The following is a 24,333-nucleotide window of genomic DNA, read 5'->3' as shown; positions in this document are numbered from 1 at the left end:
CTACTTCCCTTCAAACTGCCGCTCAATTCAAGCAATCACGTCCGTTGCGCAATCGGCAACGGACGCTCAAATTAATTCTATTTGCTACCTCATGCCATCCTATATTTTACACTGAATAGCCCATCGTCGTAAACAACGCCAGCGCTTCTTGTGATGTATCCAAACGACTGTGCTGAACGACAATTGGCACATTGCTGTCTACTTTGATGGCATATGGCACGCCGTGCGGCACGGGCGCCCCAGTTTTGCTTTTCAGTTTATCCAAACGAATGTGGTGTGTGCGCTGCGCGCCACAAACGCTTTCAAAATCTGCAATCGGCGCTTGATCTTCAAAATAAAATGTCAACTGAATGACGGCGTCCTCATCACCCAAATTTAATACACAGACTGCCTCATGGCTGACTTGATCCCCTGAACTGGTGGTTGGCAAAAAGCCATCCGGAATGACCCATGTCGTTTTCCCTATCATCGCGTTTCCCCGCCTCTCGCCAAGATGATTGATGCTTTTTACCAGCTAGCGCCACCTATACCACGTTCGAGAATTTGTTCCGGATAGCTGCTGTCAAGATACGCCTGCATCGGATTAAGCGGTAAACCCATCTCTTCGCGAATGGTCTGCAACAATGGATTTACGTCAAACTCGAACGCTTCGCGAACTGCCTGCTCGGCTGCCAGTACATCCTGCGCCTCCTGCGCTTTTCGCACTTTGTTCAAATCGATGAGCAACGCTTTTGCATACTGTGTCTGCACATTGAGTATAGACCGGATCATCGCCGGAATTTTCGGCTCTATCGCGTGGCTTTGGTCGATCATGTACGCGATATTCTCAGCCGTCTGCCGCACACCTGCATCGGCGTCTTGCAACGCATCGATGATCTGATAGAAAATCAAGAATAATTCGTACGGATTGCTCGTGCCCACAATCAGATCGTCATCGGCATATTTGCGGCTGTTGAAGTGAAATCCGCCCAGCTTCTGCTCGTCGAGTAGATAGGCGACAATGTGCTCCACATTCGTCCCCTGCGGATGGTGACCTGTATCCACCAGCACTTGCGCCTTTGGACCAAGTTGATTGGCCACATTGTAGGCCATGCCCCAATCTGCCAAGTCAGTGTGATAAAAACCTGGTTCGAAGAACTTATATTCTATCAACATCCGCATATCGTCCGGCAAAGCTTGATAAACCTCAGCAAACGATTCATGCAGCCAGTGTTTGCGTTTGCGAATATCTCCTTGACCAGGGTAATTTGTGCCGTCAGCAATCCACAGACTGACAATGTCCGAATTCACTGCCTTCGCAATGTCGACACATTCAAGCAGATGATTGGTCGCTTTGCGGCGAATAACCGGATCCGCATTCGTGATGCTGCCAAGCATGTATTCCTCTTCTTGGAACACATTCGGGTTGACGCCGCCAATGCGCACACCAAGTTCCTTCGCATGTTTACTCAGTTTGTCATAATCATCCACCTTGTCCCACGGAATGTGGATGGCGACCGATGGACATGCGCCCGTCAATCGATGAACCACCGCTGCATCACTGATTTTTTCAAACGGATCTCTTGGTACGCCAACCTTTTTAAACACTTTAAAACGGGTACCGGAATCGCCATATCCCCAAGACGGCGTCTCAATAGCCAACGCTTTGATTTTCTCTTTTACTTGCTGCACGTCAATGCCGCGTTCCGTCTGCTGCGCTTCAAACAGTTGATAAGCCCGTTCATGCATTTGCATGTTTATCATCCCTTCTGTACTTACCTAAAATGAAGCGATACCACACTGTCGCATCTCAAGTGGCGCTGTGTTTGCCGACGCGCTGGCAGAATTCTGCCAGCGCACTGCGAACACCATGTGTAAATTAACGCGTAAATCCCGCCGCGACACCGCCATCTACGGTTAAACTGCAGCCCGTCGTCTTCGCCGAACGGGATGACGCAAAGAAAATGATGGCTTCTGCAATGTCGTCCGGCAGAACATTCTCCTTCAACAATGTTCGCTCCCGATAATACCCTTCCAATTCATCCGGTTCGATGCCGTATGTCTTTGCACGCTCTTCACGCCAACTGGAGCTCCAAATGGCAGAGCCTTGCAACACAGCGTCGGGCATGACACAGTTGACACGAATCCCGTGTGGTCCACCCTCTACCGCGAGACAACGCGCCAGATGAGCTTCCATCGCCTTGGCTGCACTGTAAGCTGCAGCATTCGAGCCAGCATACACCGCATTTTTTGAAGTAATAAACACCATGTTGCCGCCAATGCCTTGCTTTTGCATGACCCCAAACGCTTCGCGCGAAGACAAGAAGTAGCCCGTGCCAAGAACAGCCACATTGCGATTCCACTCATTCAAAGTCGTTTGCGCAAAAGGCGCGGAACTGGCCAAGCCAGCATTAGATACGAGCAAATCCACACCGCCATACTGTAGAATCGTTTCGTTCATCGCCTGGCGAACGGCCTCTTCCTTCGTGACATCAAGCGCCGCAGGATAAGATGAGCCTTCACCGAAGGTAGCATTCAGTTCATCGGAGAAACGCACAGCATTGTCAACCGCCAAATCAGCGACCACGACATGCGCCCCAGCCGCGATCAACTTGTGGCAAGTCGCGCGGCCAATGCCACCTGCCCCTCCGGTGACAAAGGCAATCTGCCGCGCCAATTCCTTTTCCGGTGGCGCCAATGTCAACTTGTATAATTCCAGCGGCCAGTACTCGACGGCATACGACTCTTTCTCACTGAGCGAAACAAATTCACCCAGCGTAGTTGCGCCTCGCATGACAGCAACTGCCCGGTGATAAAGCGCGACGGCAATGTTCGCCATCTTTTTGCTTTTCCCAGTGCCAATGACACCCACGCCAGGAATCAAAATAATCCGAGGATATGGGTCGTGCATTTTATCGCCGGCACCTTTATTCCGCTCAAAATAAGCGATATATTCCGCTTTATATTGAGCAAGTCCTGCGCGCAATTTTGTGACAAGCGCATCCACGTCGCCAGTCGCCGGATCCCAATCGATGCAGAGTGGCACTCGTTTGGTATGCACAAGGTGATCCGGACACGCAGCGCCAACCTGTGACAACACCTCCGCGTTTGCGCTATTTACAAAAGTCAGGAAATCATCGGCATCGTCGTACGAGAGAATCATGCGGTTATACTCAGAAACAACGCCGCGAACGATAGGCAGAATGTGCACAGCCACTTCTGTTCGCTTCTCTGGACTCAACGCCGCGCATTTTGCTCCGCCAAATAAAGTCGTAGGATTTACACCATCTGCAATGTAGTCGCGCACTTCGTCAATAATGCGAAGCGTATTCTCGTAACACTCATCCGATGTATTTCCCCATGTGATCAACCCATGTTTCTCCATCAGAACCAGTTCGCAAGCCGGATTGGCGCGCACGGACTCAGCAATCAATTTCGATAGGCCAAACCCTGGACGCAGATACGGTACCCAAACCATCCGTTCACCAAAAATCTGCTTTGCCAGTTCGCGGCCATTTGCTGTGCAACAGAGAGAGATGATACTATCTGGATGCGTATGATCAACATGCGGAAAAGGCAAAAATGCATGCAGTAATGTTTCAATAGAAGATCTCGGATGCTTGCCATCCAACATGCACTTGGCCAAATAGTCGACCATTTCCTCATCGGTCATTTCGTCTCTTTCCATCAGTGGCAAGACATCTTCCAATCGCAATGCCGTGAAATTCTTCGCCGTTGCTTCCGCCAAGTCCGAACCGCTACCTTTTACCCATAGCACATCAACCGCTCTTCCACGGAAATCCGTTTCTGTCGTCTTCATCGATGTGTTGCCTCCGCCCCAATTACAGACAGTTCGATCCGCCGCAAGACGATTCGAGCGTTCAACCAACTCTGCAAGTGTGGCTGGTGTCGTTTTCGTGGTTTGCATGCTCAATGACCCCTTTCAATTCACGTTCATGATGTTTGATTGCTGTATTGTCGCCATTTTTTGCAAATACTGCCCGTATTGATCCTCCCAAACATCTGCATCAATGGGTTCATATGCCTTGGTGACACAAGAACGAAGCACGAGTTCACGCAATTGTGCCGTACCCTTCAGTTCGCCAAGCGCCCACAATTGCATCAACAGGTTCCCCATTGCGCTCGCTTCAATCGGACCAGCAAGCACAGGACGGTTTGTCACATTGGCGGTGAATTGACAAAGAAGTTCGTTTTGCGCACCTCCACCCACGATGTGAATCGTTTCCACTCGATTCCCTAAAATCCGCTCCAATTGTTCCAATGTATAACGATACTTAAAAGCCAGATTCTCCAAAATGCCACGAACCAGTGCACCGTGACTGACAGGTTGCGCCTGTCCTGTCTCCTCACAGATTTCGCGAATCCGCGCCGGTATATCTCCGGGATGCAACAGTCGCGCATCCTCGGTATCAAAATAAAAAGAAAAAGCTGGACTCTTTTCAGCCATTTGCATCAAGGTCAAAATATCGCTTGGTGCCCCTTGTGCTTCAAATGAATCCTGCGTTTGCTGAATCAACCATAGGCCCATGATGTTCTTCAACAGTCGATAGTTGTTAAAACCACCTTCATTGGTAAAGTTCATCGCTTCGGTTTGCTCATTGATAATGGGCTCAGGCACGGTTGTGCCAAACAGCGACCACGTACCCGAACTGATGTAAGCGTGCACCTGTTCCTTAGCTGGAACTGCAATGACCGCTGATGCGGTATCGTGCGATGCGACGTGGACGACATGCGTGAAGCGCAGTTCCGGATACTGCAACAACTCGGCATCAGCAATGGCGCCAAGTTTGGTTCCCGGCATGGCGATGCGCGTGAAAAGACGGCATGGTATCCCCAACTGTTTCAGCAGCGTCTGATCCCAATCACCATCCACGGCGTTGAGCAATTGAGTTGTCGTTGCGTTGGTGAATTCACTTTGTATCTGACCCGTCAAGAAATAGTTCAGCAAGTCTGGCATTAACAACAAATGCGCTGCCCGCTCAAGCACTGCAGGATTTTGTTCAAGTTCGGCTGCCAGCTGAAATATTGTGTTAATTGACATGAATTGAATTCCAGTTCTGTCAAACAACGATTTCCTATCTATTCGTTCCGTCACTTTATCCATCATGCCATCTGTTCGCATGTCGCGATAATGACGCGGAAGATTCAACAGCATGCCATACACATCTAACAATCCATAGTCCACTGCCCAAGTGTCGATGCCAATGCTATCGATACGCCCTAATGCTTTCGCCGACTTGATAATGCCTTCGCGCATGTCTGCATACAATCTGTAGGCATTCCAATACATTCTGCCTAAAACGGTGATGGGCTGATTGCTAAAGCGGTGGATTTCCTCCATATGAAGTTTTGAACCATCAAAGGAACCACCAATCACACGCCCACTTGAAGCCCCCAAATCAACTGCAGCAGAACGAATCATCCGGGTTCACCTCCTTATCTTTTTATATGCTGTGTCAGCTAATATTAAATTTTGTTTTTTCTTCGTTTTTGATTGTTATTCTTCATTAACTATGCATAATATTAATTGAAAAGTCAACCTCTAAACACTGCAATATCGCGCCAAATAGACATCCCAACATCTACAATCTGGGTTTTATCAGTATTAGAAGAAATCACGCCCAATTTAAATCTTAAAATTAAATCAGTACTGGTTTCTGATATCGATCACTCCTTTTCGTTTCACATATTATCTATAATATATTATATACATCCAGTTCAAAGAATCAATCACAAACAAACAAATAACATTACGGATGATTTTGGATTTGCTGATTACGTGTTTCGCTTATATATTGAGATCATCGAAGGCAGACGGGTCAAGAAATGTCCCTGTCCCATCTGCCTTCACAAACGCGAAAAATGATGTGGAGGTTGTCATGGTTGTCATAGCTCTCCTTGTTTTTCACCGAACTGTATCAGTAAATTCTATATTTGATCTATCTCCCTAAAATCAACACCTCTTATTGAATATTATTCTTGATTTTATACTGTTGAACTGCTTGCTCTGCAATTTGCGCATACTGTTGGACTGCAGCTTGGTATGATATATGCCCCGTCACATATTCCTGAAACAAAGATGTGGTTTGTGTCGAAGCCTGAGGTGTCAAGTTGGTGAACAGGTCTATGTTGTACCATGGTTTATTCAAATCTGCTGCCAAGCCTGCGTTTCCAGCCGTCGGTTTCGCGCCTTTAAACGTGGGTAGAAATTCGCCCAACTCATCGACGATGGTCTGGTTCCATTTCGGCGTAGTGAAGAATTGGACCCAAGCGATGACCGCTTTTAATTTATCCGGGGTCATGCTTTTATCGGATTTCTGGGTGGACACTGCATACTGCCATGCAGCAGTAGGCCCTCCGACGTCCTGTGTCGTGGTGAGGCCCGTTGTGTATTTAGAAGTGCCGCTCAAGTTATCAATGTTGAAAGACCCGTAAGCAAACTGTTTGTTTTTCGGGAGATTGTGAATACTCATCGGCATCCATGAAGCGCTGTAATCCATGGCGATTTTTTGCGACTCGAAGTAACTGTCTGCTGAAGGCGCATTCGTGTTTGTATTGTTAATGGGCACTTCGAGCACCGATTGATCCCATAGACTCAGTAGTTGTTTTACTGAAGGCCACCATGCAGTCAACGCCGGATTTTTGGCAGGATCCAACGTCCCCTCTTCATAACCCTTTACCTGATCCGTCGCATCCACCGTTCCGACGCTGTGATCCGTCGCCAGTAACGAATTCAAAGTCTTTGTTCCAAGCACATTTGGGTTAAAGATACGATTCCACCAAGAGTAGATATAGTTAGATGGAATGGCCCCTGGGTCGATGCCATGCGCCTTCAGTTTCTTGGAATCGGCAATCAATTGCGCCCATGTCGTAGGCACTTGTTTGATTCCTGCTTTTTTAAACAATGCCTTATTGTAATAAAAAGCTGTGCCAATCCAATCCCCATCATCTACATACTGCGCTCCATTCGGCGCTTTGATCATCTGCAAAATGCGAGGATTCATGATGTCAGACCACTTCTTATTGCCGGAGATAAAGGGATTGGGCTGTGCATAATACGGTGCTAGATCCGTAAAGATGCCGCTGGGTAACACTGTGTTTGCCGTATTGAATGCAGCTTCGGTCACATCTGGCATGTTGCCCGCCGCAGCTTCCGTTTCATACCACTGATTGGTGCCATACGTGTTGCTGTTGACAAATTTAATATGAATACCAGGGTAAATCTTTTCAAAAGCCTTGGCAGCTTGCTCGAACCCCTTTAATTTTGCGCTTCCTGCGGCCAGATTGGCGCCCGGCACATCGGGCGTGTATATTTGCGCCCACATGGTAATGGTCCCTTTCCAGGAAAGCGATGGGTAGCCATTCGCGCCGAGCTTTTCCGAAACATTCGATGAATTTCCTTCAGTCGAATTGTCAGCACCACTTGAATTTGTACCAGTAGAACATCCCACAACAGAGAACATGCTCACTGCAGCAGCAGTGATTGCGCCGATTTTGAACAAGTATTGTCTCATCACTGATACCCCTTTTAGACCTGCTGGTATACCATCTTCCGATGGTTGGAAGTGACGACAGCAGCAGCCATATACAAATGCTCAAGCTCCAAAATCAAAGAGCCTCTACCCCTAGTAAAGTGAGATAGAGGCTCTCTCTAACGCAGGTATTTTTATTGAACGTTATTTTTTACTTTGTACTGTTGAACCGCCTGTGTAGCAATTTGCTCATACTGTTGAACGGCGGCATTGTATGACAAGTGGCCCGTCAAATACTCTTGAAACAGAGAATTGATTTGTGTTGGCGCCTGCGCAGTCAGATTGCTCAAATAGTCCAAACTGTAGAAAGGCTTGTTTAGATCCGCTGCTAGGCTTGCATTTGCAGCCGTTGCTTTCGCACCTTTAAATGTCGGGACAAATTCACCTAACTCATCGACGATGGTCTGATTCCATTTCGGCGTAGAGAAGAATTCGAGCCAGGCCATGACCGCCTTTAATTTATCCGGCGTCATGGTGCTGTCAGATTTTTGGGTGGAGACTGCAAACTGCCACGCAGCGCTCGGTCCACCAACGTCTTGTGATGTGACGAGATTCGTCGCATATTTAGAGGTGCCTTTCAAGTCATCGATGTTGAAAGCGCCTACGTCGAACTGTTTATTTTTCGCGAGATTCTGCACACCCATCGGCACCCACGAGCCACTATAGTCGATGGCGACTTTTTGTGCATCAAAGTAACTATCTGACGATGGCGCACTTGAGTTCGTATTGTTGACCGGCACTTCGAGCACGGATTGATCCCACAAACTGAGCAATTGTTTCACGGATGGCCACCAAGCCGTTAAAGCTGGATTCTTGGATGGATCCAGTGTCCCATTTTCGAACCCCTTCACTTGATCCGTCGCACCCACGACACCAACACTATGATCCATTGCCAGCAGTGAGTTCAAAGTCTTCGTTCCAAGTGCATTCGGGTTAAATATGCGCCCCCACCAAGAGTAAATCGTATTTGAATTGATGGCGCCCGGGTCAATCCCATGTGCTTTCAGTTGCTTGGAATCGGCAATCAGTTGCGCCCATGTAGTAGGCGCACTGTTAATGCCCGCCTTTTTAAACAAATCCTTGTTGTAATAAAAAGCAGTTCCGACCCAGTCCCCATCATCGACATACTGGTTTCCGTCTGGCGCTTTAATCATCTCCAAAATGCGAGGATTCATGATGTCAGACCACTTCTTGTTACCAGAGATGAAGGGATTGGGCTGTGCATAATAAGGCGTTAGATTCGTAAAAATGCCATTTGGCAGCGCGGTACCCACAATGGCGCTTTGAACCCAAGTTACATCTGGCAGTTTGCCACCTGCGGCTTCCGTCTCATACCACTGGTTGGAACCGTATGTGTTACTATTGACAAACTTGATTTTGATGCCAGGATAGAGCTTCTCAAAAGCTTTGGCCGCTTGCTCAAATCCGGTCAATTTGGAGCTTCCGGGCGCTAGATATACGCCTGGCACATCCGGCGTATATGCCTGCGCATACATCGTGATGGTCCCTTTCCAAGAGAGGGTTGGAGTCGAACCCGCCGGTCCTAAACTGGTTGAGCTATTTGAATTCGACGAACCACTCGAATTGTTCGCGCTGCTTCCATTTGTACCACTTGAACAACCAACAACAGACAGCATGCTTGCCGCAGCGACCGTGATCGCGCCGATTTTAAACAAATATTGTTTCACCACTAATTGCCCCCTTGTAAGACTGTTTTGAAAACAGAATTTTTCATCGTTGCATTCCGTGCAGCGTTAAGTGACATCCCCCCTTTTCCACGCTAAAGACGTCCCAATTCAGGAACATCGGAATCTATGGAAAATACGGTCACATCTTGATTGCCCCGTTGGTGATGCCGGACACGAAGTATCGCATCAGAAAGAGGAACAAAGCCGCGATAGGAATCGAAGACACGGTGAACGCTGCATCCTGCATGTTTCCTGCATTGATATTCGGCGCATCTTGTGGTGGTTGGAAATTGGCGATGGTGACTGCGACCGTTGAATGATTGGGATCCAAAATCAAAGAGGGTAAAACATAGTCCCCCCACAACCCATTGATATTGAGCAGCGCTATCGTCACCATGATAGGAACAGATAACGGAATGACCACTTTCGTGAAGATTTGAATGTCGCTGGCGCCATCGATGTATGCGGCTTCAAACAATTCACCCGGAAGTGATTGGATGAATGTTCGAAAAACGAATATTGCAAAAGCTTGGTTTCCAGCGATGTAGGGCAGGATCAACCCCCACTTGGAATTCAAAAGGCCCAGATTCTTAATCTCGAGAAACAACGGAATCAACGTCAAAAATCCAGGTATCAACAACAGACCAAAGACGATGTTGAACAACATCTTTTTCCCCGGGAAATCCAATCGACCAAATGAATACGCGCTAAGCATCGCCAAGGCGACAATCCCCAGCACGCTGATCAGCACGATCACAACCGTTCTGAAGAAAGCTGGCGAAAGCACTTGCCACGCCAAGAGAAAATTAGAGCCAAAAGGCTTGGCAAACTGAATGGAAAATGGATTTGCCGCCGTTTGTACGCCATCTTTGAAGGCATTGCTTATCATGAAAAAAATCGGAAAAATGGACAAAATCACAAGAATCACAAGTACTGTATTGAGCATCACACTCGGGCGTTTCGCCGTCATCACACATCCTCCTCTTGACCAGATTGGAAGTATTTCATGTTCACAATCGCCAATATCATTACGGCAACAAAGATAATGAAAGCAATGGACATCCCATAGCCGTACTGATCATATTGGATGGATGTCTGATACATATAGAGCACAGGCGTCGTGGTGGATGTGCCTGGCCCGCCGCCTGTCATCAACAGCGGTGTCGTAATTTCCTGACTGACTCCGACGATGGACAAAATGAACAACAACTTGACTTGAGGCATGACCATGGGGATCTCGATTTTGAGAACCCGCTTCCAAGAAGTTGCGCCATCTACGGATGCCGCGTCAAATAACTCGTTTGAGATGGCCTGCAATCCAGAGTAGAAAATCAATAGATTAAACGGACTGATCCATGGCAATCCCCGCAAAATCACTGCCCACAAAGCTGAATCAGGATTGGCAATCCAATCGTGCCGCAGTCTCCCTAGCCCGATGTCGTTCAGCAAGATATTGATGATACCGTCGTGGCCATAGAAATATTGCCAGATAAGCACAGAAACCACGGGCGGCAGGACCATCGTCAAGACAAAGAGCGTCCGGTAAAGATACTGCATCCGCAAACTCTTCAGATGAAAAATCAGCGAGGCGCCAATAAACGGCGGGATAATCGCCAAAGGGATGCCAATGAGCGACCAGACGAGTATGTGCCAGAGAGAACCTATGAAGACTTGGTCATGAAAGAGATGAACAAAATTGCTGAATCCAATCCATTTAGGCGGATTGAACCCATCCCACTGTGTGAAAGCGCCAACTAAAGCCCGAATTGCTGGATAATAGCTGAAGCTCGCGATAAAAGCAAACGTCGGAACAAGAAACAGGTATCCTGTCATCGCTTTTTTAAATTTGCGCTGGCGCCTAGTCGCCAAGGCGGTTTTTGCATGATTTGCGCTGATGCTGACCGAACCATCCGGCATAGACTGTTCCTCCGTTCTCTTTAGGTAGAATAAACATAATCATCAATTTATTTTTTTGTAATCTTCAATGAAATCTAATCATAGAAACATGCAAACGCTTCTCTGTTACACTTCTCCTTTAACAGATACTGATATCTATTGATTTTGTGTATCCACCAACAGACACCCATTTTATCCGCTATAATTTACTTGGATAGTCAGAATTGAAAATTAAGACAACTACTTTATTAATCCAAAATGCGTTATCGTAGTTATTTTTACTTTGTAAGCGATGTCATGAATATCAAAATGAACCAGGATTTATTTTTTATTATCTTATCTGTAGAGGATGTTCAGACAAAATATCGTTTGTTTGTCATTCCAATTTAAAACGTTCACCTCCTACCCCTTTTTTCATAGCGTAAAAAAACAACAAACAAAAACAACATCAACAACATAAACAAACGAAAATAACACTTAGCAAAGAAATAATACTACATCAACAAAAAAACATCAATACTTTTAAGTTAAACCCTCTTTATCACACAAAAAAGGATTAAAACAAATTTTGTAACAAGTGATTTTCAACAAACAATTTGTTAATGAGCGTGTCCAAAAAGCATTCGCTTTGAATAAACAACCAACAAGAAGCCAAGTCCCCAAATTCCTTATATGGTTTTTTTTACTTGGGAATTTGACTATGAACTCTGGTCACGGAGGTAGCCGCCCGCTCACCATCAAAAATGGGCATACGAACCGCATCCGTTTCCATTATTCGCACTCATGTTGTCAATGTTCATTACATCGCTTTGGCATCGCCATCCCGCTGCGATACCTGTTCACCACATCCATGCTGTGTTTGTGGAACGCCTCCTTCTGGTCATACGCATCGATGTAGGCCACGTCGGCAACGACATAACTGACGGAACAAGATGATTTCATGCTTGGTGAAGTATAGATGGTGCATCGGTTGGAGAAGTTGGTCTGTGTCTATTCCCGTCGTACAGGGGGCCGACGAGTGAGTGAGGAATGAGTCATCGACATGATCGATATAATCAATGAGTTCAGGCTCAAATCCAAGCGTGTTATAATAAGCATATGGAAGTAGGTTCAACTATAAATCCATAGGAAAACACACCTCCTAAATTGGAAAATTACTTACCGCATACAACTACATTTCTACCATTTCTACGGTTAGGTGCGTTTTGCTGTTTACTCAAAATTAAGGGTTTTTTGGACATGCTCTATATGGATTACTTTATTTAAATTGATTCGTTTTCACTCTCATTCTGCAATCAACACCAATCACCATATACCAATATCGTCCTAGAAAATCCTCCTTTCACCACCGCTTATCGTATACTATATATTACATTTGGAGAATCAATCACTAAACAAACAACATTTCTATAATAAAATCCGGGCAAATTCGCAGATACATAATCTGTGAACTTACCCAGGTATTTTTGATTCCTTATTTATCCTTTCTCCATAACTACTTCAATTGGAAAGCAATGCTTGTTCATATAGTGATTTGCTACGCGGATCATAAAGTGGCAAAATGATATCTGCCGTATGTGCGATACGTTCATACGCAATTAAACATTCTTCCATACTTTCATTGATTCCGAGCGGATGTCTCTCCGTTACGTTTTCCACATAAAACATCGCGTCACTTAAGATAGCCGTACCTTTGTTTGTCTCAATTTTAACGGCAACAGAGCTGCGATGATGCGCCCCTGTCCAGAATGTATGAACACCCTCACAAATCTCATCATCTTCTTCCAATAACCGAACCCGGTGCCAAGCTGTTCCCACCAGATATGTCAAAACCTCAGGCGGAATACAGCGCTCCCGAATATCATGCGGATGCTTGTGCCAACGTGGTGCATGGAAATCAATCCATCCCTTTTTTGAAAGATGAATTGTTGCTTGCTCAAAAGCCATTAGATTACTAATCGCATATGCTTGAAACGGTGTTACCACAACGTCTGTCACATCAGTTGGAAGTACCCCCAACTTCTCTAATTGTTTAACAATCCCATCTTCTCTTACCTCAGTCATGCCATATTGTTTAGCCCACTCTAAGCTGCATCCTGTATTCACTAAAATTGTCCGTCCATGACCACGAATAAGTCCAACCCACAAATTCAGAGGGAAATCTTCCTGAAAATGCTTCATCCAAAAAACCTCTGGACCAGGCACAATCATTTTTCCGACTGAAAGCAAATCTAGCAAATACCTTTTCATTGCTCAATGCACTCCTTTACCTTTAAACTGTCAACGCGCCACCGTCAATTGGCAAAACAATACCAGTGACATATGCAGCCTCATCTGAAGCCAGGTACAACACACCATTTGCATAGTCTCTGGATGTGGCGCGATGTGGCAACGGAAAATATCTTGGAATCTGGGGCAGCCCAGTTTTTTCCCAGGCCTGCTTTTGTGCACTTACATTTGCATTGATTGCCGTCGACACACCCAATGGTGCAACTGCATTTACACGTACATGATATGGAGACATCGCTAACGACAAAGCTCGAGTAAACGCATCAACACCACCCTTCGAAGCGATATAGTGTACCTGATGCGGGCTACAAATTTGTGTTGACACCGTAGATATATTGATGATGGCACCACGTTGTTGCCGTATCATGATTGGCGCAACTGCACGCGCTGTATAGAACATCCCTGTCAAGTTGACATTTATGGTGCGCTCCCAAATCTCGTCAGTCATGGAGAGTAAGTCGCAAAACGGGCAAATCCCTGCATTGTTTACCAAGATGTCAATTCGCTGTCGCTCATCAAACACTTCCTGAATGGCTTGATTGACCTGTTCTGACGAAGATACGTCCACTTGAAATGCTTTTGCCCAGACCTGATTCTCACAAGCGGATGCAATCACCGCATCCGCTTTTTCATCTAATTGCCAATCGAAAATCGCAACATCTGCGCCATTTTCGGCGAGCACTTCTACAATACTTGCCCCTATTCCATGTGCCCCTCCGGTTACAATTGCTACACGTCCAGCTAATCTAAGCATCACATACACCCTCTACTCCAACACTTCATGGTTTAACTGGATGCCAAGCCCTGGTTCATCACTTGGAGCAATTCGTCCATACTCTGGATCCGGAATACCCAAAATCCGCTGTGGTGGACGTCCATTTTGAATGTCCCACGTACGAACCCACTCGACAAACGGACAATTCACCTGACTTTTAATGAGGTGCAATGCAGCAGCCTGCAGGCCTCCAGCATGTGGAACAACTTTTAAACTGTGTGCAGAAGCTAATGCGCAGATGCGCCGTGTCTCGGTCAGACCACCAGCCCATGCAACATCGGGTTGCAAGACGGAAATTGCTCCTGTCTCAATCAATTCCCTGTGGCCATATCGTGTGTATTCATGTTCTCCAGTCGCTAATGCAATCGCCCCAGTATAATTCGCAAGTTTGTCATACCCACGAATATCATCGGGTGGTAGAGCCTCTTCAATCCATCGCACGCCATAGGGCTCAACTGCGTCTATCATTCGAATAGTGAACTCCACATCCCAAGCCATATAACAATCAAGCATGATATCACGCTTTTCTCCAATTCGCTCTCGACATTCCTTCACCAAATCTCGATTTTTCTGTACACCTTCTCGGCCATCAATTGGCCCATAAGGCATGGCCAACTTCACACCGAAAAATTCATGATTATCCCAATCTCTACGATCGTTGGTGGTTTCATAGACTGGCATGTCCACCTTGGTTGCCCCACCAAGCAAGCGGTAGACTGGTTGTTGTAATGCCTTTCCAACGATATCCCACAATGCGCAGTCCACAGCACTAATAGCAAACATAGACAGTCCTTTGCGACCATAGGGTAGCGAAGCGCGGAACATTTGATCCCACAATCGCTCAATATCAAAAGGATCTTCTCCTATAAGAAGGCGAGCAAAATGTAATTCGATAATTTTTTGGACTGGCTCACCTCCATCAAAATGAGATAATCCTTGGATGCCCTCGTCTGTTTCTACAATTACTGCCATACTCTGAAAAGGAGCAGTCCATGAAGAACGTCGTTCATAATATCTAGGATAAATAGACATTGGATTGGCAATCACAGTTTCTGATAGCCATGAAGGACTGGACTGATGTGCCTTTTTTAACGTTAACGGTTTACATTGAATACTAGTTATTTTCATCCTAAATCTCTCCTCATATTTATGTGTTTTAACACCCAGTTACTTCACGACGCCACCGGTTAAACCTGACACGAAATAACGCATACCAAACGCAAAAACAATGAGCAGTGGAATTGACGCAATAACATATCCGGCAAATAGTTGTCCCCATTCAGTCAAGAACTCACCTTGGAAAAAGGCCAAACCGATAGTAATGGTCCGTAATTGATTGGAAGCAATAACGACAGATGGCCACACATAGTCATTCCAAACACCAAGAAACGAAATCATCGCGATCGTGCTGATGATTGGTTTGGACAAAGGAATCGCTAGATTCCAAAACAGACGGAATCCATTTGCACCATCAATGGTCGCTGCTTCGAATACTTCTTCAGGTAAATTTTCGAAAAATGTACGCATCAAGAAGATTGACATAATCTGCCCTGTCGCAATGTAGGGAAGAATTAGACTCAACCGATGATCAATGAGCCCCATGTTCTTGATGAGAATAAACAGCGGGATGAGCGTCGTAATCCCTGGCACCGACATCAACGCAATAATCATCCAGTAAAGAAACCGTTTAGCCGGAAACTCATATCTTGCCATTACGAAAGACGAGATGGCTCCTAACACTAGGACACCGATTATCGATGCTACAGCCACAATTAAAGAATTCAAAAAATAGTCTGATATTTGTCTCCAAGCAAGCAGATAGTTCTCCCAATGAAACGGCTTGGGTATAGCAAAGTAACTCTTATAATATTCTGCATTATTTTTAAACGAAGTGAGCAACATGAAGAGATACGGTGCAATACCGACAAGCGCAATCAATGATAATACTGTGATCAGAATGGATTGTCGAATACGTCTGGGACGCACAAAAATCCCCCCCTTTCGAATTCTTACACCAGAATATACAGTCTATTGAAAACCCTCGATTTACATATATGCCTTTGCTCGATTACTAGTCAATATCCAGGAAATTACGCTGACTACAAGCATGACAATGAACAAAATGACCGAGAGTGCAGACGCATATCCCCAATTACCATCTGTAAACGCCTCATCCATAGCCCAACCCGCAGGCACCATTGTGGCAAAATCTGGGCCACCTTGTGTCAACAGCAACATTGGAATCAGATTCTGCATTTGCCCTATGATTGATAACACAACCAGCAGCCTAGTTTGCGGCATGACAAGTGGAATATCAATACGCGTCAAACGATGCACCACGCTTGCACCATCAATAATCGCTGCTTCACGTATTTCCGACGGAATCGCCTGTAACGCTGCTAAATAGAGCAAGAAAGGCAACCCCGCTACCCAAGGAAATCCAATGAGCATGATGGATATTAACGCCAAGTGTGGTGACCCAAACCAATTAAAAGAATGGGGAAGCCCTAGCGTTTTCAAAAATTGATCAACAACTCCTTGTGTCGGTTCCAGCATGGCCCCCCACAACAAAATCGTGACAATTCCAGGTAAAGCCATAGGGACGATTAATGCTACTTTCAAAACACTCTGCACCCGCGGATTACGAACTGCGACAAGCAACTCGGCAACCACGAATGGCACTGCAAGTCCAACTGTGATTCCAACCAGAACCATTAAGAAGACATGCCAGAAGCTTCTGATAAATATCGGATCATGAATCGCTTGCTCAAAGTTAGCAAGACCAACAAATGTCGACCGGAATCCTGGGTGCCAATCATAAAAAGCATGAAGTAAAGCCGAGAAAGCTGGGTAATAGCCAAAAACACCAAGCATTCCGAAAGACGGTACTAATAATAGATAGAGTGTCAAAAGTAGTAGCCGCTTCCGATTCCGTACTCTTGGCAAAGATGATTGCGACATCCTCGCCTCCGTTATGGACATTTCAGCAGAATCCTTCATCAGCAGTTGGCCCTCCTTTCGTCAATTCACAAGTATGCATCAGCCAAGTTTTGTCCAATTACCTGTCCAATTTTTATTTTGCTGAACATTGTATTCCGCTGCCTGCATCCACTCTGATTCCAGTTTTTGCTCTGTTTGTGCTAATGAAGCAGACCCCAGCAAATATCCTTGCAAAAGCTGGGGGAATGTTGTATTCATTTGCGGTGAAAGACCTCCTACCCCCGGTACACGAGGTTGTTCTGCCCATGAGCCTTGAACAAAACCTTGAAGTGCTGGATTACTTGACGCCCCCTTGATGACCGAATTGCCCGACGAGCCTTGTAACCACTTCTGATTTTCTTTTGGAGATGTAGCGAACTGCAAAAATTTAATTGCTGCAGCCAAATTTTCTCCCTTGGCTGTTGACGGAATAACATATGTCGTACCACCAATACTTGCTCCGTAACGTGCTGGTGCATTCGTGGACAATTGAGTTGTCGCAGTCGTGACAGTTGGAAAAGGAATTGAAGCAAATTTAAGATTTGGGTTCCCCTCTTTAATCGTCTGATAACCAAAATTGGTCCCCCAGATCATCGCTGCTTTCCCTTGTACAAACTGCCGCACATCGACACCAGCTCCAGAATTGTCTGCGATCCCACTCCATCCGGGAGAGAAATATTGTGATAATTGTTTAAGCAGTTGCAACGTCTCCGCAACTTCTGGTGTTTGTGCAGTTAATTGCTTGGTCAATATTGCACGACTGTCGTCTTCTATGGTTAGACTGGTATACTTTCCTGGTTTGCCGTTCGGTAGATACCAATTCCATTTATCAAAATACTTATCAAGCATCATCGACGAGAGCGTTGTATAAGTCCACCCTAACCCCAACTGCGAATTTGTCATTCCAAACGGAATATAACCATGGGCCTTTAACTTGGCACAATCTGCAAGCAACTCTTGGAATGTTTTCGGTGGCGATTGGATACCAGACTTTTTAAAAACAGTCTGATTGTAATAGAGTCCGATGGACACGACATTCAATGGTAAGGTGTAATAGTTCCCTGTGTCACCAGTAACCGTAGCATTGTTCAAGTTGTAATACTGACTGTTAAATAAATCGAGCCAATGTTTATTTCCTGGCACATAAGGGTTTGGTTGTTTTAAGTATTTTGTCAAAGGCGTTAACTGGTAGGACTGACTGGTAAATTGATTAAACATAATTTCCGGTGCTGTGCCTGCGGCGATTTGTGAGGCCTCCGTTGTGCTAAAACTCGCTAAAGGCATCACGCGAAGATTTACTTTAATATTCGGGTTTTTCTTCTCGAAATCGCTGACCAAAGTGTTCCATGCTGGGCCAAAACTTGTTCCGCTATCTGTCCATTGATTGGGCCCTTCCAATGTAATTGACACTTGCCCTCCATTACTTTTGTCATTTGAATTGGTTTGACTGCTACCACATCCAACAACTAAACCGGTGGTCACCAACGCACAAATGCCACTAATGATTTGTGGCTTTCTCATCTAAATCATCCCCTTTATCAATTCAGAAGTGCTCGATTCAGAAATGAGCGTTTTCTTTGGTTTTAAACAAATCATCCAGCACCTCCTACCAAAATTGTTCCAGAAACCATTATTTAAGATGGATTGAGATACATAACCGCTTGATACTTCATAATCAACCATTGACGCGAAGCATAATTTTAGGAAATTTAGCCGGCCCATCAATCTGCTCTTCAAATGAATTCTGCCCCAATTCCAAAGGACGAACATCCAACCAAGTATCAGTAGAAACATGCAGATTCTTATCCAACATTGCGAGCGCTACTTGAAAATCTCTATCCGTATAACAGAATGAGCCAACAACTTCTATCTCCTGCCTGACCAAATGGTTTCCTTGCATGAATATTTCATCTTCGTGTAAACCAATCCAAACCACACGTCCTCCACTTCTTACGACTTCCAAGCCATTCTGGCGAGTAATAGGCAATCCAACAGCGTCAATCACCTTGTCAACCCCCAAGGGGGCTAACTGACGAATTTCATCAAGAATTCTTCCATGAGATGGATTAAATACATTTGTGGCCCCCCACTCCAAAGCCTTTTTTAAACGAGTGTCGTTCGTGTCTACCACAACGATCTGAAAAGCCCCTTTTTCCTTAGCAGAAAGCACTGACATGAGTCCAATAATGCCTGCGCCAAATACGACAACCGTTTCACCAAGCTCAATACGGGCCTGCGTCGCTGCACGAACCGAGCAAGCCAAAGGCTCAGTCAATGCTCCTTCGATCTCGCCTTTGACTCTATAACAAGCTGTCGCTGGGACTGCAACATATTCCGCAAAAGCGCCAGGTCGATGAATGCCTAGGATCGAACGTTTAGGACATAAATTTTGAAAACCACTACGACAGTAGCTGCAGTAATTACAAGAGAACAACGGATTGACAGTGACGAGCATTCCATTTTCTAGTCCTGTCACATTATCAGCAATTTCCTCAATGGTCCCACTAAATTCATGCCCCATCACCAGTGGTGGTTTACGAAGGCTATTCTCACCCAAATAACCAGAAAGTTCAGATCCACAAATCCCCACCAGAGAGACCTTGATGAGAACCTCCCCGCTCTTCAGAACAGGTTTCGGATATTCCTCAACTGCGATACGTCTTGGACCTTGCCAGACTAAACATTTCATCTTCTCCCTCCTCGTTAAAGCAAAAATTCAGCATATCAGGCAGGCACATTACCATGTACTTACCTCTCACTTACCTCTCACTTACCTCTCACTTACCTCTCACTTACCTCTCACTTTCTTCATCACGCCATATCTCCAGTTCCTATGTTTGCGTTTTCATAAATGTCGTCATAAATCATCCAATTCCCCCATGCACCGATAGTCAGAGTGACTTGAACTGTGATTCAAATATCATATCGACAATCTAACCTTCCTTCTTTTCAATTAATGCCCCCCTCCATGCAAACACAAAGCATCAAACTCGAAAAACAAAATTAAACAACACACACAAACAAAATTACCATATACACAGAATTAAATCAATTACATATATTCTGAATATGTTGTTTTGTATGAGGTGCTGAAACTAAAACACCCCTTTAGCTACGACATACGTCTACAAATCATTTCGCAGCTAAAGAGGTGTATCTCTTACTATTTGATCAACATTTCAGAATTCAGATACTACAACGATAACCGCCTTACCCATTCACTTTGCTTAACGAGCTACACCCGTTAAATTAATGCCTTCAATCAGCCAACGCTGAATAAAGAAGAAGCCGACTAGAACTGGGAGAATCGCCACTGCAGCGATTGCCATTTCCAACTGGCTTCCCCATCCAGTGGGCATGGCAGTTGAAAAAATATCCATACCAAGCGCAAATGTCGATTTACTTTGATCAGTCAAGTAAATCAACGGCCCCATAATATCTCCCCAAGCTGCTAGTGCGGCTCCCCATCCCACTACGGCCAATGCAGGTTTCATCAACGGTAGAAAAATACGCGTAAAGGTCGTAAAACGAGAAGCACCATCAATGCGCGCAGCTTCTTCCAGTTCAACAGGAAGCCCCATCATAAACTGCCTCAACAAGAAAATATTAGCTGCTCCTCCACCAAAAAATGCAGGCACAATCATGGGATAGTAAGTATTCAACCAACCCAAATCCTTCATAATTAAATAAATGGGAATCATAGTTACAACGCCGGGTAACATCATTGTTGAAAGAACGAACATAAACAGTATATTTCGACCAGGAAATCGAATTCGAGCAAATCCATACGCACAAAACACCGAAGAAAGCATTGTGCCCAATGTGGAGAAAACAACAATAATCACTGTATGCCAAAGATATTGTCCAAAAGGAAGTGTCGTCCAAGCGACAACATAGTTGTGCCATTGCAAATGTTTCGGCCACCAAGTGAGAGGAAGAGACTCTTGTTCTGCTGTTGTCATCAGCGAAGTAGATATAATCCAAAAGAAAGGGAATAAGAAAACTAATGCAAGTAAAATCAGAAGTACATAAACAATGGTCTTTTGCATTGTTTTCCCGTTCCTCATTGTGCGTTTTTTGCCTCGCTGTAATTCATGCAGGATCATAGGCCTTGTCGTCACTAGTCTTGCCCCCCTCCATAATGCACCCATCCTTTGCTCGTTCGAAATACGATTAATGTAAGGAAAAGAATAATGATAAACAAAATCCAAGCGGCGGCTGACGCATAACCCATTTTAAAATAATTGAACGCGTTTCTATAAATAAACACATTCACAAAATCAAGCGAACCTAGCGGCGCTCCATTCACACCACCAAGCACAAAACTAGATGCAAACACCTGTAATGCACCAATCATCCCCATAATGAGGTTGTAAAAAATGGTGGGTGTCAAGATAGGAATGGTTACCCTCATAAACCGGGACCAAGAATTGGCACCGTCTATATGTGCTGCTTCATACAGTTCAGGTGGAACACTCTTTAACCCTGCCAACCAAATTAACATCCCACCACCTGCACTCCATAACCCCATAAGAATCAATGAAAACATAGAAGTGTGTGGTTCCGTAAAAAACGGGAACGGTTTGCTAACAATGTGTAACTTCATGAGTAACATGTTCACAATACCGTATTTGGATGGCGAGAAAATAACGGTCCACAATTGAGTTCCTGCGACGATGGGTACAACTGCAGGTAAATAAAAAATCGTGCGAAACAATCGCATTCCAAGAACATTTTGATTGAGGAGAACTGCCAGCAACAGACCAACAAGCAGCCCCACTGGAACTGATATAATCGTATAGATTACCGTAACTTCAAGAGAATTCATGAACGTCGGATCATGAAATAATTGAGAAAAGTTACTCAATCCAATGAATTTTGGAGGAGTGAGCACATTGTATTTTGTGAAAGCATAAAAAAGCGAAAGAACCATCGGAATAAAAGTCCAAATAAGCACCCCTAGCGTAACGGGAGCGGTAAATAAATAACCAGCAACCGTATCTCTAGATTTTTGAGTATGTGCAATTCGAGGCAAGTCCATCACCCTCCAAGCTTACAAACTATCTATCGTTCTTAGTTATTATGCAGAAACTGAAAGAGGGAAAGAGGTTTACTCTATCCCATCTTTACTCTTCAGCGTTTATGGAAAAATCCAGTGAAAGATTATTCCTGTCCCGATGCCAAGACTTTATTTACTTGGGCATTTAAGTCAGTCAATGCTTTCTTTGGGGTTTCCTTGCCAAGTTGAATTGCTTGTAATGCATTCGTGACATCCGTTGAAATTGGACCCGCTGCAGCAATCGGAATTGGCGGTGGGGTGACAACATCCTGACCATAGTCTACAAAGGCGTCGTTATTCAATTTATAGCCTACATTCGGGATATCCCGCCATGAAGCATCATTCTTTAAATCATTGCGCATGGGTATTGCACCTGCAATTTTTGAATAAGTTTGTTCACCAGACTTGCTCAAAAAGTACATCATAAATGCTGCAGCTTCTTTAGGATACTTAGAATCTGCTGTAACAGCATAACCTGCTGAACCACCGCCAATTTTAGGGTTCGATCCAATAAGTGGAAAATTGACAAAGTTCACTTTGAATTTTATTGCAGACCAAGCATTCTGAGCTGAATTCGTCCAACTCAATTCCGTTGGGCGTGTAATGACTTCCATTGCTGCATGACCATTTACAAATGGATCAGATGGCAAATTATCAAAAATCGAAGAATATTCTTTGTCGTAATCGTACAGTTCTGTAAATCCTTTAATTGTTCCAGGAGAATCAAAATATGCTTTAGTGCCAGCCGCATTGGAGAACTTCCCACCAAACGATGCCACATAAGCTTCATAAAGTGGATAAGCTGTCAATCCATATCCGTTACCCGTTGCATAGTATTGAGTATTTCCAACTTTTTGTTGCAACTTTTTGGAGTCTGCAAGGTACTGCGTATACGTCCATCCTTCCTTAGGTATTGGAACTCCAAATTTTTTGAAAAGATCTGGGTTATAGGCCACCATAATTTGGTCAGCTTCACGAGGTATCATATATTGGTCATTGTTGTATTGACCAACCTGCATCAGTTTATTAAAATCAGATTCCTTGTAGCCATACGCTTTCATATAGGGCGATAAATTCACCAGAACATTGTTTGATGCCTCCGTTCGTACCATTGTATCCGTTGTCATCAAAATATCTGGTAATTGACCACCGGCTGCCGCCGTCGTCACCGCTGATGTATCCTGTGATTTAGCTGATCCCTGAACTTTAATTGTGATATTAGGATGAAGTTTATGAAATGCGTTCGCTACAGCTGTTGCTGATTTCACCTCTGCAGGTGAGTCAAACACCCACATTGACAATGTAATGTTGTTCTTTGTCAGCGTTTTCAATGAACCCGAACTTTCTGAAGTACTTCCACCACTATTCCCACAGCCTGCTACAATGGACAGAGAAGCCACAGCCATGACGCCAACACCAGCACGCCTCATTAAGCTTTTTTTCAATTTAGTGCTTCGCATTTTTTGATCCCCTCCGTATTTCGCTAGGATTGCAGTCTAGTCAATACAAAACTAATTACGCAAAGACAAGATCAACTCTTTTTCTGTCGATAAACAATCAGTGGTAGAGGCACAATCTTATAAACAAGATGATTAAAACAAAAACAAATAAAAAACAACATCATCTACAGATTACGTTACTACAATAACAGAAATTAAGCAACATTTTTCTATTGATTATATCTATTTGCGTTTGTATCGATAAAATAATACGCATTTTAACTCAATTCTCGCAGATAAATTGTCAGATTATTGATATAGTTTGGTTTACAAGATTGTTTAGGGATTCTATATTGACCTATAAAAAGCCCTTCGCTTTGAATGTAGTGAAACACTACCTCTAGGAAAAGGGCTTTTAGTTCGAATTCTCATTGCTAAGTGCTTATTTATATTTAGACGTGAGCAATCGCAAGCAGTTTGGGGTGTTGCAACAAACCAGATGGAATCAACATATAGTCTTCCGAGAATGCTTCATCTTCCGTTACCCAGTGACCCGGCCCATATGCAGATGCATGGTATTAAGTCAATATGGTGGACACACCAAACCGAGAATGTATGAAAATCCCATTTCGTTTGCTTAGGCTGCAGGTTTGTGTGTCCGCTCGTACGTCGCTTG

At 44.7% G+C, this 24,333-nt stretch carries 18 protein-coding genes; all 18 read right to left on the bottom strand.

The genetic code is table 11. From position 1 onward, the window contains the following. Positions 1–106: 106 nt before the first annotated feature. Complete coding sequence (locus ACFSB2_RS19435) at positions 107–469, bottom strand: sensory rhodopsin transducer (protein WP_377944757.1); 363 nt, start codon at positions 467–469, stop codon at positions 107–109. A 38-nt stretch (positions 470–507) separates the two neighbouring features. Next, entirely contained in the window at positions 508–1,728 is a 1,221-nt protein-coding gene (rhaI, locus tag ACFSB2_RS19430; protein ID WP_377944771.1) for an L-rhamnose isomerase, read from the bottom strand. Positions 1,729–1,858: 130 nt separating this feature from the next. Beyond that, entirely contained in the window at positions 1,859–3,907 is a 2,049-nt protein-coding gene (locus tag ACFSB2_RS19425) for a bifunctional aldolase/short-chain dehydrogenase (protein ID WP_377944756.1), read from the bottom strand. A gap of 15 nt (positions 3,908–3,922) precedes the next feature. Then, positions 3,923–5,422, bottom strand: a complete 1,500-nt coding sequence (locus tag ACFSB2_RS19420) for a rhamnulokinase (RefSeq protein WP_377944755.1) — start codon at positions 5,420–5,422, stop codon at positions 3,923–3,925. A gap of 541 nt (positions 5,423–5,963) precedes the next feature. Further along, positions 5,964–7,514 carry an ABC transporter substrate-binding protein gene (locus ACFSB2_RS19415; protein WP_377944754.1) on the bottom strand — a complete coding sequence of 517 codons (1,551 nt, stop codon included), beginning with the start codon at positions 7,512–7,514 and terminating at the stop codon, positions 5,964–5,966. 152 nt (positions 7,515–7,666) lie between these two features. Beyond that, on the bottom strand, positions 7,667–9,220 hold the full coding sequence (locus ACFSB2_RS19410) for an ABC transporter substrate-binding protein (protein ID WP_377944753.1): 1,554 nt from the start codon (positions 9,218–9,220) through the stop codon (positions 7,667–7,669). A gap of 139 nt (positions 9,221–9,359) precedes the next feature. Continuing rightward, positions 9,360–10,190 (bottom strand): carbohydrate ABC transporter permease, encoded by an 831-nt coding sequence (locus ACFSB2_RS19405; RefSeq protein WP_377944752.1) that lies wholly within the window; start codon positions 10,188–10,190, stop codon positions 9,360–9,362. After that, positions 10,190–11,137 carry a carbohydrate ABC transporter permease gene (locus ACFSB2_RS19400; RefSeq protein WP_377944751.1) on the bottom strand — a complete coding sequence of 316 codons (948 nt, stop codon included), beginning with the start codon at positions 11,135–11,137 and terminating at the stop codon, positions 10,190–10,192. Before ACFSB2_RS19400 ends, ACFSB2_RS19405 begins: the two co-directional genes overlap by 1 nt. A gap of 1,479 nt (positions 11,138–12,616) precedes the next feature. Next, complete coding sequence (locus tag ACFSB2_RS19395) at positions 12,617–13,366, bottom strand: MBL fold metallo-hydrolase (RefSeq protein WP_377944750.1); 750 nt, start codon at positions 13,364–13,366, stop codon at positions 12,617–12,619. A 22-nt stretch (positions 13,367–13,388) separates the two neighbouring features. After that, on the bottom strand, positions 13,389–14,159 hold the full coding sequence (locus tag ACFSB2_RS19390) for an SDR family NAD(P)-dependent oxidoreductase (protein WP_377944749.1): 771 nt from the start codon (positions 14,157–14,159) through the stop codon (positions 13,389–13,391). A gap of 12 nt (positions 14,160–14,171) precedes the next feature. Next, a complete protein-coding gene (locus ACFSB2_RS19385; protein ID WP_377944748.1) occupies positions 14,172–15,308 on the bottom strand; it encodes an enolase C-terminal domain-like protein in 1,137 nt (378 codons plus the stop codon). Positions 15,309–15,347: 39 nt separating this feature from the next. Further along, positions 15,348–16,166, bottom strand: a complete 819-nt coding sequence (locus ACFSB2_RS19380) for a carbohydrate ABC transporter permease (protein WP_377944747.1) — start codon at positions 16,164–16,166, stop codon at positions 15,348–15,350. Between the two features lie 60 nt (positions 16,167–16,226). After that, positions 16,227–17,180: a carbohydrate ABC transporter permease gene (locus ACFSB2_RS19375; RefSeq protein ID WP_377944746.1), complete on the bottom strand. Its 954-nt coding sequence runs from the start codon at positions 17,178–17,180 to the stop codon at positions 16,227–16,229. Between the two features lie 39 nt (positions 17,181–17,219). Further along, positions 17,220–18,680 carry an ABC transporter substrate-binding protein gene (locus ACFSB2_RS19370; protein ID WP_377944745.1) on the bottom strand — a complete coding sequence of 487 codons (1,461 nt, stop codon included), beginning with the start codon at positions 18,678–18,680 and terminating at the stop codon, positions 17,220–17,222. A gap of 154 nt (positions 18,681–18,834) precedes the next feature. Further along, positions 18,835–19,848, bottom strand: a complete 1,014-nt coding sequence (locus ACFSB2_RS19365; protein WP_377944744.1) for a zinc-dependent alcohol dehydrogenase — start codon at positions 19,846–19,848, stop codon at positions 18,835–18,837. A 538-nt stretch (positions 19,849–20,386) separates the two neighbouring features. Next, on the bottom strand, positions 20,387–21,280 hold the full coding sequence (locus ACFSB2_RS19360) for a carbohydrate ABC transporter permease (RefSeq protein WP_377944743.1): 894 nt from the start codon (positions 21,278–21,280) through the stop codon (positions 20,387–20,389). Next, a complete protein-coding gene (locus ACFSB2_RS19355) occupies positions 21,280–22,194 on the bottom strand; it encodes a carbohydrate ABC transporter permease (RefSeq protein WP_377944742.1) in 915 nt (304 codons plus the stop codon). The genes ACFSB2_RS19360 and ACFSB2_RS19355 overlap by 1 nt, the downstream gene beginning before the upstream one ends. A gap of 128 nt (positions 22,195–22,322) precedes the next feature. After that, on the bottom strand, positions 22,323–23,678 hold the full coding sequence (locus tag ACFSB2_RS19350) for an extracellular solute-binding protein (protein ID WP_377944741.1): 1,356 nt from the start codon (positions 23,676–23,678) through the stop codon (positions 22,323–22,325). Positions 23,679–24,333 lie beyond the last annotated feature (655 nt).

It is taken from the genome of Alicyclobacillus fodiniaquatilis, assembly GCF_042678105.1.
Classification (GTDB): Bacteria; Bacillota; Bacilli; order Alicyclobacillales; family Alicyclobacillaceae; genus Alicyclobacillus; species Alicyclobacillus fodiniaquatilis.
Note: the sequence above shows the minus strand (reverse complement) of the source record. Positions and strands in the feature narration are given on the sequence as shown.

What these genes read in the sequence shown, in the direction of transcription:
- ACFSB2_RS19435 (WP_377944757.1), bottom strand. Translation starts at nt 469, where the DNA reads ATGATAGGGAAAACGACATGGGTCATTCCGGATGGCTTTTTGCCAACC.
- rhaI (WP_377944771.1), bottom strand. Translation starts at nt 1,728, where the DNA reads ATGCATGAACGGGCTTATCAACTGTTTGAAGCGCAGCAGACGGAACGC.
- ACFSB2_RS19425 (WP_377944756.1), bottom strand. Translation starts at nt 3,907, where the DNA reads ATGCAAACCACGAAAACGACACCAGCCACACTTGCAGAGTTGGTTGAA.
- ACFSB2_RS19420 (WP_377944755.1), bottom strand. Translation starts at nt 5,422, where the DNA reads ATGATTCGTTCTGCTGCAGTTGATTTGGGGGCTTCAAGTGGGCGTGTG.
- ACFSB2_RS19415 (WP_377944754.1), bottom strand. Translation starts at nt 7,514, where the DNA reads ATGAGACAATACTTGTTCAAAATCGGCGCAATCACTGCTGCTGCAGTG.
- ACFSB2_RS19405 (WP_377944752.1), bottom strand. Translation starts at nt 10,190, where the DNA reads ATGACGGCGAAACGCCCGAGTGTGATGCTCAATACAGTACTTGTGATT.
- ACFSB2_RS19400 (WP_377944751.1), bottom strand. Translation starts at nt 11,137, where the DNA reads ATGCCGGATGGTTCGGTCAGCATCAGCGCAAATCATGCAAAAACCGCC.
- ACFSB2_RS19395 (WP_377944750.1), bottom strand. Translation starts at nt 13,366, where the DNA reads ATGAAAAGGTATTTGCTAGATTTGCTTTCAGTCGGAAAAATGATTGTG.
- ACFSB2_RS19390 (WP_377944749.1), bottom strand. Translation starts at nt 14,159, where the DNA reads ATGCTTAGATTAGCTGGACGTGTAGCAATTGTAACCGGAGGGGCACAT.
- ACFSB2_RS19385 (WP_377944748.1), bottom strand. Translation starts at nt 15,308, where the DNA reads ATGAAAATAACTAGTATTCAATGTAAACCGTTAACGTTAAAAAAGGCA.
- ACFSB2_RS19375 (WP_377944746.1), bottom strand. Translation starts at nt 17,180, where the DNA reads ATGAAGGATTCTGCTGAAATGTCCATAACGGAGGCGAGGATGTCGCAA.
- ACFSB2_RS19370 (WP_377944745.1), bottom strand. Translation starts at nt 18,680, where the DNA reads ATGAGAAAGCCACAAATCATTAGTGGCATTTGTGCGTTGGTGACCACC.
- ACFSB2_RS19365 (WP_377944744.1), bottom strand. Translation starts at nt 19,848, where the DNA reads ATGAAATGTTTAGTCTGGCAAGGTCCAAGACGTATCGCAGTTGAGGAA.
- ACFSB2_RS19350 (WP_377944741.1), bottom strand. Translation starts at nt 23,678, where the DNA reads ATGCGAAGCACTAAATTGAAAAAAAGCTTAATGAGGCGTGCTGGTGTT.